At 46.5% G+C, this 16185-nt stretch carries 12 protein-coding genes, 1 tRNA gene and 1 pseudogene; 4 read left to right on the top strand and 10 right to left on the bottom strand.

Translation table 11 applies throughout. From position 1 onward, the window contains the following. Positions 1 to 107 precede the first annotated feature (107 nt). The 5 genes from LLG96_09765 to LLG96_09745 all read right to left on the bottom strand — a co-directional run bounded on the left by LLG96_09765 (position 108) and on the right by LLG96_09745 (position 7841). Entirely contained in the window at positions 108 to 2987 is a 2880-nt protein-coding gene (locus LLG96_09765; GenBank protein MCE5250490.1) for a M56 family metallopeptidase, read from the bottom strand. Next, complete coding sequence (locus tag LLG96_09760; protein ID MCE5250489.1) at positions 2984 to 3379, bottom strand: BlaI/MecI/CopY family transcriptional regulator; 396 nt, start codon at positions 3377 to 3379, stop codon at positions 2984 to 2986. Before LLG96_09760 ends, LLG96_09765 begins: the two co-directional genes overlap by 4 nt. 546 nt (positions 3380 to 3925) lie before the next feature. Continuing rightward, positions 3926 to 3999: transfer RNA gene (locus tag LLG96_09755), tRNA-Gln, on the bottom strand. Between the two features lie 92 nt (positions 4000 to 4091). Next, the gene (locus LLG96_09750; protein MCE5250488.1) at positions 4092 to 5900 is read right to left on the bottom strand and encodes a hypothetical protein; all 1809 of its coding nucleotides are present in this window, start codon (positions 5898 to 5900) and stop codon (positions 4092 to 4094) included. A 381-nt stretch (positions 5901 to 6281) separates the two neighbouring features. Further along, positions 6282 to 7841 (bottom strand): CehA/McbA family metallohydrolase, encoded by a 1560-nt coding sequence (locus tag LLG96_09745; protein MCE5250487.1) that lies wholly within the window; start codon positions 7839 to 7841, stop codon positions 6282 to 6284. A gap of 252 nt (positions 7842 to 8093) precedes the next feature. Here LLG96_09745 and ilvE point away from each other — a divergent pair, with 252 nt between their 5' ends. The 4 genes from ilvE (at position 8094) to LLG96_09725 (ending at position 13418) form a co-directional block, all read left to right on the top strand. Then, positions 8094 to 8996 carry a branched-chain-amino-acid transaminase gene (gene ilvE, locus LLG96_09740; GenBank protein ID MCE5250486.1) on the top strand — a complete coding sequence of 301 codons (903 nt, stop codon included), beginning with the start codon at positions 8094 to 8096 and terminating at the stop codon, positions 8994 to 8996. A 48-nt stretch (positions 8997 to 9044) separates the two neighbouring features. After that, complete coding sequence (locus LLG96_09735; protein MCE5250485.1) at positions 9045 to 10550, top strand: hypothetical protein; 1506 nt, start codon at positions 9045 to 9047, stop codon at positions 10548 to 10550. A gap of 102 nt (positions 10551 to 10652) precedes the next feature. Further along, positions 10653 to 12152 carry a hypothetical protein gene (locus LLG96_09730; GenBank protein MCE5250484.1) on the top strand — a complete coding sequence of 500 codons (1500 nt, stop codon included), beginning with the start codon at positions 10653 to 10655 and terminating at the stop codon, positions 12150 to 12152. Positions 12153 to 12392: 240 nt separating this feature from the next. After that, complete coding sequence (locus tag LLG96_09725) at positions 12393 to 13418, top strand: AI-2E family transporter (protein ID MCE5250483.1); 1026 nt, start codon at positions 12393 to 12395, stop codon at positions 13416 to 13418. 196 nt (positions 13419 to 13614) lie between these two features. Here LLG96_09725 and LLG96_09720 read toward each other — a convergent pair whose 3' ends face one another. The 5 genes and pseudogenes from LLG96_09720 to LLG96_09700 all read right to left on the bottom strand — a co-directional run. Beyond that, on the bottom strand, positions 13615 to 14925 hold the full coding sequence (locus tag LLG96_09720) for a CHASE2 domain-containing protein (protein MCE5250482.1): 1311 nt from the start codon (positions 14923 to 14925) through the stop codon (positions 13615 to 13617). Between the two features lie 83 nt (positions 14926 to 15008). After that, complete coding sequence (locus LLG96_09715; protein ID MCE5250481.1) at positions 15009 to 15224, bottom strand: hypothetical protein; 216 nt, start codon at positions 15222 to 15224, stop codon at positions 15009 to 15011. A gap of 247 nt (positions 15225 to 15471) precedes the next feature. Then, on the bottom strand, positions 15472 to 15774 hold the full coding sequence (locus tag LLG96_09710; GenBank protein ID MCE5250480.1) for a HigA family addiction module antitoxin: 303 nt from the start codon (positions 15772 to 15774) through the stop codon (positions 15472 to 15474). 65 nt (positions 15775 to 15839) lie between these two features. Continuing rightward, a pseudogene (locus tag LLG96_09705) lies at positions 15840 to 16012 on the bottom strand (addiction module toxin, HicA family). Next, positions 16009 to 16185 (bottom strand): type II toxin-antitoxin system HicB family antitoxin (locus LLG96_09700; GenBank protein MCE5250479.1); only part of this gene is annotated, 177 nt, incomplete at its 5' end. The pseudogene LLG96_09705 and the gene LLG96_09700, both read right to left, overlap by 4 nt.

Raw genomic sequence — 16185 nt, 5'->3', positions numbered from 1 at the left:
TGTATGAAGCCTGTTTTCTGCCGAATTATAAAATCATGATATTATTGCATGCAAACAGCAAGACTGCCATAAGAACATAAAAAACAATATATATTTGTTTTTTATGACTATATTGCCACACGGTTGTGATTATCTTTGAATAACGTATCCATAAGCTTCGGATTGAGTTTGATTTTGCGGTGACGATGTGTTACGGAGTAGTGTCTCACTTTCGTTACCATATTATCTTCCGATGCTTTTGCAATATCCAGCCGTTCCTCCATTTCTGTCACAACTTTGCGGATTACCTTATCCCGTTTCCCTATCCAGAGACGGTACACGATTGTATAATCCGGTGTCCAGCGAGTCGAGGTAGTGAATGTCCCCGCCCGCATGTTTATCTCAAAAATGTCAGATTCAACACCATCGATTCTGTCGGAACTGAGGTACCGAACACTGATGAGATCTTCATTCAGTTGTTTGAGCGGTTCCCTGCATAGCATCAGCTGGTGCACAAAACCGCCACTAGGCTGGTTTGTCAGCGAGCTGATTGTAAATACGCTGAGTTCGCCGGGAGCTTTCTTTTCCAGGAACTCTTCTGAATTCTCGCGATTTACCCTCATTTTACTTCCATCACATGATATTATACATTTATCTCCGTTTTCAATCCTTGTATAACTCTGATACATAAAATTTGGATTTTTAAATGCGAATTCAATCTTTGTATTCTGGATTCCCATAACAGCGTTAACTTCTGTGACATCGGAATAACTGGATAGATTTGAATACAGTTTAATGGTTTCCAGCAGTTTTTCGGGAATTTTCGTAATATCCAGCATGACGTCCGTTGTCGTCGACTCGCCGGATTTTACCGTTAAGGCAATTTCATGCCCTTTATCATGATAGCGTGGTTTCAAGACATATTGACCTTCCGGTAACTGCATCCCAAACTTTCCATCAGAATCACTCATGGTCCAGGTAATTGGTTTCCCCTGCCGGTAAACATCGATAATCTGTTTGAAAATCCCCTGACCGGTTTGAGAATTGACCACGGTGCCGGTGACAGAACCAAAATTGTTGTTGTCTCTTAAAAGGACTATATCTCCTATCAGATATGTATTTGCAACTTTCAAATATCCGGAGGGTCCCCAACATCCCCATGCCGAGAATTCATCTTCATGATCCCTGTCGACAACGGCAACATCGAAGCCGATGGTTTTACCCGGTATAAGCTGTGTTTTGTTATCCGGGTATTTATCAAAGACCTCCAGTTCCCACTCATATACGGTGACATCGCCAGTCCTGGAGCTGACCGCGTGCGTTTTTGTCTTTGTAATATCACCCATAACAAGAATCGGGTTCCTCGATATGTCGGTATTCGGTACATTTTTATTATAGATTATTCCTGAAGCGGTCATTACATACTGTAAAACAGGCAATTCATTTGCAGTCAAGGTTTCATTCATGGATATTATCGAGTTCTTTTTCTTACCCGAAAGATAGATTTCACATGCATCGGGATAGTCGAATAACGAAAGGGTGGCATGTTCACTGAATGAAAACATGATATCGTCTCGAACGATGACAGCCAGGTAGAGCAGGTTTTTATCGGGATTGTAGCCAACCATGAAATGTGGGCTCAGGTCACTGCTTTTACTCAAATCTTCGTAATCAATATCAGTAGGGCCATATGTTTTGCCATAATTCAGAATCGGATACCGTGTCATGTTTGGGGGCCAATCTTCAAGTCGACCGTCAATTGTTATTCCATAAAGGGGGACAGCATAAGCCGTTGCATTATACTGGATTTGATTTCTCACACCAATGTTTTCCGAAATCAGAAATCTCGACATTAAATTGTTAGAGTTGATCAATGTTTTTAACGATTCTGACAGTGGGATTGCGGCAGTGACGATATATGATGAGATCAGCAGGGCGAAAAAGGCAGTTATTGCAAATATTGAATATTTTCTTTGATGGTGTTTGTGCTCAAGGAGCAGAGAAATAATCCTTTTATAAAACATACTTTTCGGGAAACCAAGATTTGCTGCGACATTTAAACTAAATGATTGATTTCTGGCATTTTCCATGATTTTAATCAACAACGACGCGTATGAGATGGGGTTTTCCTGTATATCGAGAACCGAATCATCGCAAGACTTCTCTGCCAACAATAAAAGTTGCCATGCAACAATCCAGATGACTGGATGGAAAAAGAAGAATGCTCTGATTATCGAGACAATCAGGAAAACAAGTTGATCCTTTCTCTTTATATGAGTAATCTCATGGAGAAACATCAAATACATATCAGACCTTGAGAAATTCCACTTTTCACTTTTTGGTATAACGATAACAGGTTTTATAATGCCAAAAACCATGGGAGATACGATGTCTTCGTTCTCAACAACCCTGAAAGACTGGTTGCATTTTATTTTTGAAGATGCCTCCTGTACTATATGATTGGTTTCCGGATCAAGATCATATGTACTGGAATCTGCCAAGGCCCTTAAAGCCACCCATTTGGCCGTTATTCTTTTAAGAAACAATATCAGAACTGCCATATATATTAACAGTACGAACATCCATGGGTGAGACAGTATAATTCTGCCATATGTGAGGCTGTTTGATTTCGATAGAGTGGTATTTTTGTAAACAGGATTGATCTGGCGGGTTGATTCGCCGATAACAAGAGGGTTTTCAGTTACTGTTGGCTGAATAATCCGGTCAAAAACCACAGACTGGGGAAAATATGTGGGTATCACGGGTATTCTTATATATGGCACCCCTATATCTATGACGGTTTTCGAAACTAAAGGAATAAGGGGTATCGCGCACAGAGATACAAACAGTATTCTCTGCTTTATTGAAGAGCTTAACCTCCGAAACAATATAAAAACAAGAAGTACGGCTCCAAAAAACAGAGTAGACTGCCAAAAAAACGACACCAGATATCGGAATATTAAAAAACCAAGCCTGTTAAAAGTATTCACTATCTCAAATAAAGTCACTTGTCCCGATCCTTCTTATAATTCTCAAGTAGACGTTTTATTTCTTTGAATTCATCATCACTTGCATGGAAACTGTCAAGAAACGCAGCAATCATTATTATACCGGAATCACCAAATACCCGTTTTCTGAGATCAATAAGAATATCTTTGAATGCCTGTTGTTTCTTTACGTTTGGATTATAAACGTAACTTCTTCCTTCTTTCCTTCGGGTTATGTGGCCTTTACGGCAAAGAATTGAAAGAATTCTCCTTGTTCCTCCGTTAGTCAGTACACGTCCATTCTCTTTTAAGATTCTCCTGATATCCTCAGGTGATTGTTCGCCGTGATCCCACAGTATCTGCATGAATTCCATTTCTACTTTTGTAAAATGTTGAAAGTTTTTATTATTCATAATTATTTTCTCCGAATGAACTGATCATATTTGATCAATTGAGTGTATATTACTTTCTTGATTGCTAAAAGTCAAGGAAAATCTGCTCAAAATTGATCAATTGATAAACAGCTTATAGAATCAATACCTTATAGTCATTTCTTCAATGTTATAAAATCCCATCTTATTCGCTTATTACTTAAAGTTTTTGCATTGTTTCATCACAAAATCGATATCCTGCGGATTATGTTGAAATAAATTCAGTTTTTCTTTATTATAGGTATTTTGTGTAGTAAGTTGGCATTTGATATTTTAGATAAATTCATTAATAATAAATTATTGTGAAAAAAGGTCAAAGTGAACCATCGATATATCAGTCAAACGTCACACGAACGTCCGTTGACGTCCTTTCCGTAAACGATCATCCTGGGTAACCTATGTAACGAGCTTCAGAATTGACAAATACCCCTATTTCCGAGTAGTATTATAAGTAGTACCAGACGCATATAAAAACAAAAAACCACTCACATAATATCCTGTAAGTGGCTGGTAATACTCGTTTTATTATGGCTGCCCCGCAAGGATTTGAACCTCGATAGGCTGATCCAGAGTCAGCTGTCTTGCCATTGGACGACGGGGCAACCTTCAATTTTAATCGCGGGTAAAATAATTAAATCATCTTACCGAAGTCAAGTATTTCTATCAGTACTCCCGGTAAATTTCTGTTTTTTCATCAATGTGCAACCGGCTCGATTGTTCCGGCTCCACCGAGACATGCTGTCCAGAGAATGCCGTCCGAAAAGATCACCGACCGGACATAATTGGACGGCAGGCCATCTTCACGAGTGTATTTGTATGCCTTATCGTTTTCGATGCGTATGACACCATCACCGTTGGTACCGAGCCATAACCTGCCGGAAGGATCCGAAGCAATGGAGTAAATGCCCTTATCGGTATTCAAAAACCTGTTACCGTACACATCCCATATTCCCTTAGAGTATGTAACGATTTTCCCGCTCTCCGTACCGAAATAAACCGTGTCCCCTATCACCGCAATCGACCGTACATCAGGCCTATCCATACCGATCTCCGGGGTTCTGTCGGTTATCACATTATCCTTGAGCGAGACAATGCCGGCAGTGGTGCCGAACCAGATCGTACCCTCCGTATCTAGAGCGCACGACCAGATATCCTCGGACGGCAGACCGTGAATGGCACGATACCGATCCCAGTTTCCATGCGATAAACAGCTTATGCCGGTCGATGTTCCACACCAGTATCTGCCCTCGGAATCATAAATCCCGCACCGTATATCATCACCCGCCAGACCCTCGTTGCGGGTCTGGATGTTCCATCCCTGTTTATCCTTGAAAACCACGCCGTTTGTCGTATTGAACACCATGGAGCCATCCGGGCCGAATATAATACTCCGTACAGATGCCAGCGTTTCGGGTTTATCACCCATTATCTGACTCCAGGAACCGGAATTATAGACATTCAGACCGGTTTCCCATGTTCCGAGCCAGATTCTACCTTTGTCATCGGCCGTAACAGAAATACAGTTATATCCGAACGGGGTATTCGGGATTACATAATTTTCGATGGCAGAATTCTCGATGACACTCATGCCATATGAAGTACCGGCATAAACCAGATCATCCGTTACCGCAATCCCGCTCAGAACATCATTGGAAATCAGGCCGTCCGCCTCGTTATAATGCAGCCACTCACTTCCTTTGGCCGCATGAATCCCATTGGCCGTAAAATACCATAAACGTTCCTGTGTACCCTGAAGTTTACGGGCTTTGAACGTGCCGAGCCACAACATGGGCTTGAAGCCCTGCCAGCCAAAACCGTCCCACCGACACATCCCGGCCCATGATGCAGCCCAGATACTGTTGTCCCATGACTGAGCGATGGTGCTTGCCGCATCGGTTGTGAGGCCATTTTTCGAGCCGGTTCTGCGCCAGCCCTTGTCGGTTTTCGTGTATACACCTTTTTCAGCGGTGCCGACCCAGATGTTGCCGCCTTTATCGAAGAAAATACACTGGATATCGAGCCCCACAGGGCCTTCATTGTCTTTGAAGACCCTGAAACGTCCCCGCTCAAAGCTCGCCATGCCTTTTGTCGTTGCTGCCCATATTCCGCCTTTATTATCGAGGCTCAAGGCATTGACTTCGCCGGAAGGAAGTCCTTCCGATGTTCCATAGCATTTCCATGTTTTTCCGTCAAATACACCAACTCCCTGGATAGAGCTGACCCACAGCTTCTTCCCTTTGTCGATTATCACATCGGAAAGAATATTGGATGGCAGACCATCGGCGGTTGTTAAAAGGGTATATTCACCCGCGGATTTATCCCATTTGACAAGACCGCCTTTAGTAGCGCAATAAACCATATTACCATCAACGGCAAGCCCTGCAATATTGGACGGATCGGTATACTGGGTAATTTTCACCGGTGGTTTAACCTCCGAACACGAAAGCATAAACATTCCCAGAAGTACAATTACCCAGCATAACAGACTTTTTTGAGCAGTCACTCGTTTCCTCCCCTTTATTCCGGCTGAAAAACCCATAATACCTCCCGACCGGAAAAAACCAAGACATCACCTGTTATCGTAAACTCATCACGATATTCACTGACATGGCAATGCCGATAATAATGTTGTTACCCGGATTTATCTGTAAATACTTTTTCATCCTTTGTTATGTTCATGTATGGTCATGAGGATTATTCATGAGAAAACCACAAAGACACAAAAATATATCCGCGGAAATCCGTCAGACCCTTGGAAATCCGCGTTTCATTAAAGTTTTATGAACAGGTCGTGATAAATCCCGAAAATAATTATCGAATCTACAATTATAATATTTTTTTATCGGAATTGATAGCAAAAAAAAGTACACCACGATACCGGCGGTTATCCTGAGCTATTTTCTATCCACACAGGATTGGTAAAGCAGTATTTCCCCGATACTGTCTCACACTCGGCTCGGATATACCTGAATCCCTTTAAACTCTCATTTTTTTCAATCCGGGCATCGAGTCCCGGTGAGGATAAATCGGGAAGAGCCAGTATTCGTTCGCAGGATTCGCCAACAGTTCCTGCCATCAGACATCCCGATTTCAAATACCCGAATTCGGGAGAAGACCTGAAAACTGCCTGTATCATTCCCTCCGACCCGGAAAAACAATCGCCGATACCGGCAACGGTACCGCCGGATGAAACGGTAAGATGGATAAAGGGACCCTCGGTAACCTGTGCCCTGCCGTTACGGAGGGCTTCGATAATATGATCCTGCTGGCTCGAGGGGGCATACAGAACGGTTCGCACCGCACCAAAAGTATGAAAGCCGTCCTCACCGACCGCACAAAGAGGCAGAGTCGTACGGCGCCGCCGGTTCATATCGCCATGGGCATCGCTTCCGCCGAAGGCATACACTTTCCTGCCCATGAGCAGAAGCCTGATCCAAGCTTTCATGCCCTCATAAAAACCCTTGTCACGGATACCGTTATGAATCTGGAGCGCTGTCAGACCGGGCAGTTCAAGATCGGACTGTGTCCACACACCCCGCGAGAGTATAAGACGCTCGAGGAGAGAGTTATGTTCCAGGGGATGGGCGGCGCATGCGATCCCGTTCCATTCGCTGCACTCCCGGACAGCTTCCGAAACCGCCAGTTCCGTCTCATTATGGAGCCCGCGTTCCCCACTGTCACCCGATCCCCGGATGAACCGCTCGGAAACAAGCGCCAGCATATGGCAGTTCAGCCCCGCATATGTCCGGCAGGTGACTTCCTCGCCGGGAATCACCGTCAAGGTGGGCGAAAGAAGCTGTGTCTGCTTTTTCATCAACTGCCATTTAATCAAATCGGGGTCTTCGGTTGCATAATCATCATACCGGTCATCGAGATCATATGAATGGTCGGTTGCGGCCAACCAGTGAAGTCCCATGCAGTATGCGGCGAATGCCATCACTTCGAGCGGCGCCCCGAATTCCACCTGATCGGCGGTATAAAAGGTGTGACAGTGAATATCGCCATGAAACCAGCCGGTATCGCCCGGCAGCGGATACGGCGATACATACACGGTCAGCGGGCTGTGTGTGGTGCCGCTGTAATTATCGACATTCACATAGGAATGGCTTTTACCCCGTACGGCATGAACAGTTACGGAAATACTGACATTCCCCTGGTATTCGGGCATGATGTTAATAGAGTCCCACCATATCTGTTCATTGACCGTGATACCGCCATAGGGGAATTGGGCGACACGTTCCATACCGCTCTCATAAACCAGATGGACGGTCACCATTTCGATACGGACAGGGTATTTGTGGGCATCCCTGATAATGATGAATACCGGAACAGGGCGGCCACGGTCGATACGGGCCGGTGCATCGCACAGTATCTCCGGCCATTTTCTGAAAATCAGGCTCGGAACAAATCGCGGTCGATAATGAATCTCGGCATAGGTCAGCACTTCGTACACCCGTTACCAGACAAGGGTAATCATCACGAACACCATTATTACAGAAATGGGCTCTCATTCGGTTAATTATTGTTTGTAATATGGTACAAGTACTGTCATAAAGCAACCGGTCTCGAAAAAACACTTTCCGGGCGAGTGGATACTTGCGGTCGAATAAAGAATATGCTATTTTGTCATGTATTATAAAAATACAGCACCTTTAACTGCTAACACGGTGTAAACTTATTTCAGGATATACAGGACATGAATGAGACAAAGAATCCCGATGTCTGGATGAATGGCAGGTTTGTCGAATGGGACAGAGCCTGTGTGCATCCTTTCTGTCATGGTCTCCAGCGCGGCTCCGTACTCTTCGAAAGCATCGACTGCAATGAGGCGGTGAATGGCAGAGGAGCGATATTCAGGCTCGTCGAACATATGAACCGCTTTGAAAATTCAGCCCGGATCATCGGTATTCCGCTCGGTTACAGCCTCGGCGAACTGCAGCAGGCGGTGATCGATACGGTGCGTCACAGCGGAGAGAAAACCTGCACGATCAGACCGCTGGCGTTTTATGCCGATCCGGTCATGGATGTGTATCCCGGTGATTCCTCCGTGACCGTGGCAATCGGTCTGGGCGAGGCCCACGATCCTCCGGACTCTCTGAAAGTGACTATCGGCCGTTTACGGAAAATAGATGCTTCCTGCATGCCGGTTAAAGCAAAAGTCTCGGGTAATTATGTCAATCCCATGATCGCAAAATCGGAGGCCAGGCAGGCCGGCTACGATGATGCCCTCCTGCTCGACCGCGAGGGTTTCGTTGCGGAAGGGACCACCTCGAATATATTCATCGTGGAGGACGGCTCCCTTGTCACTGCTCCTGAAGACACCATTCTTCTTGGTATTACCCGTGATACTATACTCAGAATCTCTGAAAACCTCGATATTCCCATCATTCAGGAAAAATTCGATGCCGACAGGCTGAAAAAAGCGGATGAGGTCATTCTCTGCAGCTCGGGAAAAGAAATCACTCCGATTATACAGGTTGATGACAATATTATCGGCGGCGGAAAAGCGGGAAAGATCACCATCAGGCTTCGTACACTCTACCGTGAGATCATCCGGGGATCAGTTCCCGAATTCGAGAAATGGCTCACCTATGTGTGAAAAGAGAACCGACCACCTCAAAACGTCAGCAGCAACATCATCAGTATCATGAAACTGAACCCCCGACAGCGAGACAGAATCGCGCTGGCAGGAGCGATGATTGCCACAGGACTCCTTCACAGCGCGGAGTTCGGGAATCTTCCGGTCGCGGACGACTGGGTGTTTGTCTATCCTCATACGTTTGCCCAGACGCTTGCATATCTTTTCAAATCGATAATTCCGCCGGAATGGCAATCCCTTTGGCTGCGACCGGTTCCCATGTTCTCGTTCTGGCTCGACAATATGCTCTGGTCCGGAACCGCATGGGGTCCACACCTGACCAACGTTGCCTTTCACGTGATCAATGTATATCTCATCTGGGCACTCGTCCGGTTTATGAAAACAGGGACGGTTGCCGCCGGGAAAGATGCGACAGGGGGGCTTCCCGCGTTTACCGCATGTTTAGTTTACGGGCTGCATCCGCTCGCCGTGGGTTCCGTGTCGTGGATAGCGGCGCGGTTTGATGTGATGAGTGTGACGTTCGGGCTTTACGGACTCCTGATATGGCTCCGGTGGGATGCCGGGCTTTATGGCCGTAAAGGTCTTGCGGGCGCACTTTTTATGATGCTGATCGGGCTTCTTTCAAAGGAACAGGGAATCGTTTTTATCATCGCATGCGCGCTTGCAGGAGTGGCAGGACTTATCCGGGTAAGAAAGCGTGGCCGCTATTTCTCCGGTCTCCTTGTGTTGTTAATCATGACAGGTTTATATGCCATATACCGGTACTGCATTTTCGGCAGCATGGGAGGATACCTGTACGCAAAGTACGGACCGAGTTTCAAGATTCCGGTTTATTACTTCTGTGCGGTCATGTTCCCTTTTCTCAACAGCATGCCCGGATCGGTCATCTCATGGACTTTAGTGGTATCCGTGATGGTCATGGTGATTGCGATCGTTATCATGTGGAATGACGCGGGCGATGAAAAAAACCGGATATCCCGCCTGTACTTCTTCATCGCGGCGGCAATTTTTATCGCAGGTCTCGCTACCACGGCTCCGAATGCATGGATGCCACTCGAAAAGGTCATGAGGCACCTCGAAGCGAGATACGCTCTGATACCGATCGTGGGACTTGCTCTTTTTTCCGGTCTTTTCATACAGGCAGCCGTCCGGACACCACTCATGCACAGAGCCGTGCTTGCACTGATTTTCATGCTGGGTACAGCGGGAGCATGGAGATCGGATGTCCAGATACAGGCATGGAAGAAAGCGGGACTTATTGCCGACAACATCATTCGTCAGACTCTCGACATCGCTCCCGATCCCCCACCGGACAGTCATCTTATTTTCGTCGACATCCCGAGAATCACCGATGAGTATGCGTACGTTTTCGGTATCGGGCTCGAAGAAGCGCTCAAATACAAATACGGCCGTACAGATATCACCGTTGTCCGTTATCCTAAAAATCGCGATGTGAGAACCGCACAACCGGAACGGGACTATATTTTCCAATATCACCCGCCGACCGGGAGGCTTGAAAAACTCGACATGGGAAAGATACCTATAAGACAATAATGTTTCGCGATTCTCGTTAAAATTTATCTAAGTTATCGGTACTTTTACAGTATGTAAAACCATAAACCATAAACTACAAACCAATCCTTTAATAGTATGAAAATGACCCCTCTGCAGAGAGACAGATTCGCCCTGGCCGGGGCTGTGACGGCTGTCGGCCTTGTTTACCTTGCATCCCTCAGGAATCTCCTGGTCGCGGACGACTGGGTATTTGTCTACCCTCACACGTTTGCCCAGACGCTTGCATATTTCTTCAAATCGATCATTCCGCCGGAATGGCAATCGCTCTGGCTGCGACCGGTACCCATGCTGTTATTCTGGCTCGACAGCAAGCTCTGGCCGGGTACGGCGTGGGGTCCTCATCTGACTAACGTGCTCATCCATGTCGTGAATGTGTATCTAATCTGGTCGATCATGCGGTTTATGAAATCCGGTACCTTCAATGGAAGTAAAACCGTGATCGGAGGAACTCCGGCTCTGGTCGCATGTCTGGTGTATGGGCTGCATCCGCTTTCCGTAGGATCCGTAACATGGGTCGGTGCACGGTTCGATGTCATGAGCGTCACATTCGGGCTTCTCGGACTTCTGCTCTGGCTCCGGCGGGAAACGGAATTATCCGGAAAGAAACACACCGTCGCCGCTCTGCTTGTCCTTGTAGCCGCTCTCTTATCGAAAGAACAGGGAATTGTCTTTATCATGGCGTGTTTTATTGTCAGTCTTTTCGGTTTTGTCCGTGAAAAGAAGCCCCGCAGGAATTATTCCGGTCTTGCTGCTCTGATTCTGCTTGTCGCGTTGTATACGATATACCGGCTATTCATTTTCAGTGGACTCGGAGGGTACCTGACCGCCCGTCACGGTCTCAGTTTCACAATCCCCTTTTATTTCCTGTCCGTGGTATTGTTTCCGTTCCTCAACATCATGCCCGGATGGACGTTATCGTGGACATTCGGAGCGTCGGCAGTGGTGCTGACGGCTGCGGCGGCATTGTTGTGGAAAACCGTACCGGAGGATAAACACCGTATGCCTCTTCTGTATCCGGTCATCGCTTTCACCATTTTTGCCACCGGGCTTGCAACAACCGCCCCTCATGTAGGAATGACCGTTGATCAGATTCTGGGGCATGCCGAATCGAGATTCGTCCTCATTCCTATTGTGGGACTGGCGCTCCTTTCCGGCCTTTTTGTACAGGCGTTCGTAAGGACCCGACTCATGCACAGGGCTCTGCTCGTCATCATCGTTTTCATGGGAATTGCGGGAGCATGGAGGTCCGATATCCAGATACAGGCATGGAGAAAAGGCGGACTCATAGCAGACAGTATCATATCACAGACCATCGCGCTCGCGCCCGATCCACTGCCGGGTAGCCGTCTCATTTTTATCGATATTCCCCGCAATACCGATGAATATACATACATTTTCGGCATCGGGCTTGCAGAGGCGCTCAAATACCGGTACGGAAGGACCGATATCACCGTCATCCGGTACCCCACCCGCCGTGACCTTGGGACTGCAAAACCCGAGCGAGACAACGTTTTTCAATATCATCTCTCAACGGGCATGCTCGAGAAGCTTACAGCGGTGAAAAAAGTGGATAAAAAATAAATACCGGTATTATTATGCCCGGATATTCTCCTGTATTTTACTTTACTTTTAATGTGAATGCTGTAATATTTCAGATATGAGGGGCGCGAATGAAAAATGCTTTTCGCCGTCATCATATACCAAGTTGCGTTCGGACAGGTTACATAGTTAAACGTAGTGATTCTAACAGATGCTGAAGCAAGTTCAGCATGACGGCGTTCAGGTTTTACACGATAAACAAAAAAACCAACACGGTGAGCCATGGAAATAAAAAAGTTTGGTTTCTTCTTTCTGCTGGGTATTATTCTGGCGCTTGCATTCAAATTCTATTCCTCGATATCCGGTTTCATACCGGCGATTGCAACCGCCTGTGTCCTTGCGCATCTGTTGAACCCCATTTACCTCTATTTTTTGAAAATAACCCGGAAGAGATCGATCTCCGCTTCGTTTGTTCTGAGCATTATTTTTCTGGTGGTGCTGGTTCCTCTTATTTTTCTTGCTTTTGCCATTCAGAAGCAGGTTCAGTATCTCCTGTCCCAGGAAGCAATCGAACAACTCCAGTACGCCCTCCAGAACTTTTATGACACGCTGTATCTCAATTACGGTATTCATCTTTCCTATAAATCCATTACGAATATATCGTCACGGCTCGTGACCGGTTTCCAGGAGACGGTCACTGCGTTCGGCCCGAAAATGATAGTGAGCATCACCAGACTTGTGTTATATGTGTTCGTAACATTTTTCCTTATGTTTTATCTGCTTAAAAACTCCACAGCAGTTGTCAACAGTTTTCGCGATTATTTCCCCTTAAGCTACAGAAATTGCGATATTCTTCTCAAGGAAATGGGTAAAGCGACCAAGACACTCATTCTGGGGCAGCTTCTTATCGCCGTCATGCAGGGTTCACTCGGGGCTATAGGGTTCCTCGTATTCGGTGTTCCGGGTGCATTTCTATGGGGATTCGCCATGATGATCACGTCCTTTATACCGTTTCTCGGGTCTGTTGTGGTCTGGCTGCCTGCATGTGTTGTCCTCCTTGTCAAGGAAGAGTTTTTTAAATGCATCGGCCTTTTCCTCTGGGGTATGCTCATCGTCGGAACATCCGACAATCTTATACGTCCCAAATTGACCAGCGCGCTTGGCAAGATCCACCCTGTTACCGTTCTTTTAGGCGTGTTCATCGGCATAAAGGAATGGGGATTCATCGGACTGGTTATCGGGCCGCTGTTTATCTCGGTGCTCATCATCCTCATCAAAATGTTCCGCGAAGAATACCTTTCCGAATAATCTCTTCGAATCACCGGTAACGATGTATTCTCCAATTTCCCTGATGATATTCAATAAACAGGTGTTTACTCTCACCCCCTGCCCCCTTTCCCGTAAACAGGAGAGGTGAACCACAGGAACAGTAAGATTCCTTTCTGCTCCCATACAGGGGAGAATGGCCGGAAATGAGAGCATGAGCACGGTTGAGACGGCTTTTTCAGGAGTCCGTGAGGGAATGGTCGGCTTGCGGGATACTGTTTTCATCGCTGCCGTTCCCGTTCCCATGATCCTCGATGACACGGTAAATCGTGATGACAATGAAAAGCAGAGCAATGACAAACGATGGGAGAGTGATATTGACGAGGCGGGAGTGATAGACAAAGCTATATACCGAAACGAGATACAATCCGAGGGGAAGGCCCAGTACAACCGGCAGCCCGACCTTCATCGTCGGAGCGAATAAAAAAACCATGCTCGATACAATACCGCTCAGAAGGGTAATTATAAAAATAACATTCCCCGTGGTAACATGCAGAAAATGCCCGCTGAGCAGTGTCGAAAGGGCAGTCGCATGAACCTCGACTCCCGGAACCGATCTGAAACCGGGTATCTGCTTGAGGTCACGGAGTTTTTCCGCACCCGATCCGATCAGGACTATCTTCCCGGTAAACATCCCGGGGGTGAAATCATTATTGAGCACATCAAGAAACGAAACGGTGGTAAAAGACGATCTCGTTCCGCTGTAATTGAGCCGCATGAAGCAGTGTCTGTCGGTGGGTATACGATTCTTTCCGAAAATGAGTCCATCCGGTCTGATAGCGACCTGCGAGGGATAAATGCCTTTAAGATACATCCACATCTGGAGAGAAGCCGACGGATACAGTCTCCGCCCGTATTTGATATAGAGGGGAATGTGCCTGAGAACACCATCGGGATCGGGCACATAATTGGTAAATCCCATGCCCTTGACAGAATTCATGAGCTCGCGGTAAGGCAGGAAGAATTGCTCGGCCTTGATGAACTGGTTTTTTGTAAGCGGCCCGGGTTCGAGAACGCTCGAGGAAAACTGCTGGTTGAGCACGGGATCGAGCGGCATCTGCCGTATGCTCGGAACATCGAGATTGAAATAGTATCCGGAAATTACATTGCCTGCATTCCGTACTGATTCCGCAAGGACATCATTATCGTGACGGAATCCGCCTTCCTTGAGAATAACATCGAGGAACACGAGCTCGGCGCCTTCCTGCTTCAGATTGGCGATAACCGTTCCGAAAAGCCTTCTCGGCCACAGCTCGAATCTGCCCAGGGCCTGTATGGAACGGTTGTCGATATCGATGATGACAATCCGTTCGGTTTCGAGGCCCTCTGTCCCATGGATTTTGAAGCGGCGTACAAAATGGCTGTCGTCGACGGCATTCTGCAGCCGTAGAAAAGGACGGTACACAACCGTCTGTGAAGCGGCATAAACCAGAAGCGCGACAAAGATACCGAATAAAACCGCTGAAATGATCTCCCTCACTCGATTCATCATATTCCCCGATATGATTTTTTCAAGGAGGATATATAATATAATGTGTCATCAGAATCAATATGCGTTTCCGTTCACAGCCGTCAGGTATGCTCGGTCTTGTTCGCGGCGATTCCGAGACCGGTTACGAAAACGATCACAACGATCCAGAGAAACAGCCGGAGCCAGTCAATCGGATACCCGTATGTCACCGGCAGAAACATGATCGACTGATGCGCCACGATCTGGGGCGGAAACACGCAGACAAAAACCAGCGCTATCACCCCGAACGCCAAAAAAATCTTCTGCCATATGTTCATAAGGTGAACCTCTTATCCCGATCTATTCACAAAAATTTAATAGAACGCGGATTTTCGCGGATCGGACGGATTTTCGCGGATTAATTATTTGTATCTTTTTTAGATGTGAACGATTAACAATTACTGAAGATAGTATAAATAATCTGTTATATCTATTTGGGTCTTTGTGTCTTCGTGGTAAAATATTCCCATGAATAATCCGGATTCATTCTACTCTTGAGTCGCGAATGATCGCCTTGCCGCTTTTTTATGGAATCTCTAACGGCTGAACTTCTTTATCAATCCTGTCTTCCATTTCATCCAGAGCGACATCCAGGTCATAATCCAGTTGCAAGCCAAGCCAGAACTGGGGCGACATGGTAAAGTATTTGGCTAATCTTAATGCGGTATCCGTAGTAATCCGCCGTTTGCCAAGAACAATTTCGTTAATTCGTCGAGCCGGAACTCTCATATCGAGCGCGATTCGATTCTGGCTAAGCCCCATTGGCTTCAAAAATTCTTCGAGGAGAATTTCGCCAGGGTGAATTGGTTCCATTTTTTTCACAGTCATTTTCAATGTACCCACTAATGCCCGAAATCAGCGGGACGTATTAATGCATCCGCCGGATTGATTTGTCAGATCAATATCTTCAGAATATGCTTTGCATGGCTCTCATCTATCTCCCTGTGCCTCGGAACAGCCTGCTTTTCCCTGTCTTTGGATTCATTTACAGGTCATGCCGCGTTCCAGGCCGGACAGATATACACCCGGCATCGGCTAATCGCCTGAGGAGTTCCTTTCTTTTCATACACCAACCACGATCTCTTTGCTTTCGTGGTCTTCAGGAACTTCATCCAGAACCAGGAGTTTATAGGCGTCGATAATGTTCTCTTCCAACTCCTTCTTCGTTTTCCCCTGGGTCATAACTTCCGGGTGGTCGATGAGCTTGCCAACCCAGAACTTCTCGCCTTTCCAGTAAAC

It is taken from the genome of bacterium, assembly GCA_021372535.1.
Taxonomy (GTDB): Bacteria; Latescibacterota; Latescibacteria; order Latescibacterales; family Latescibacteraceae; genus JAFGMP01.
The sequence above is the reverse complement of the archived record's forward strand: the minus strand, read 5'-3'. Positions and strand labels throughout refer to the sequence as shown.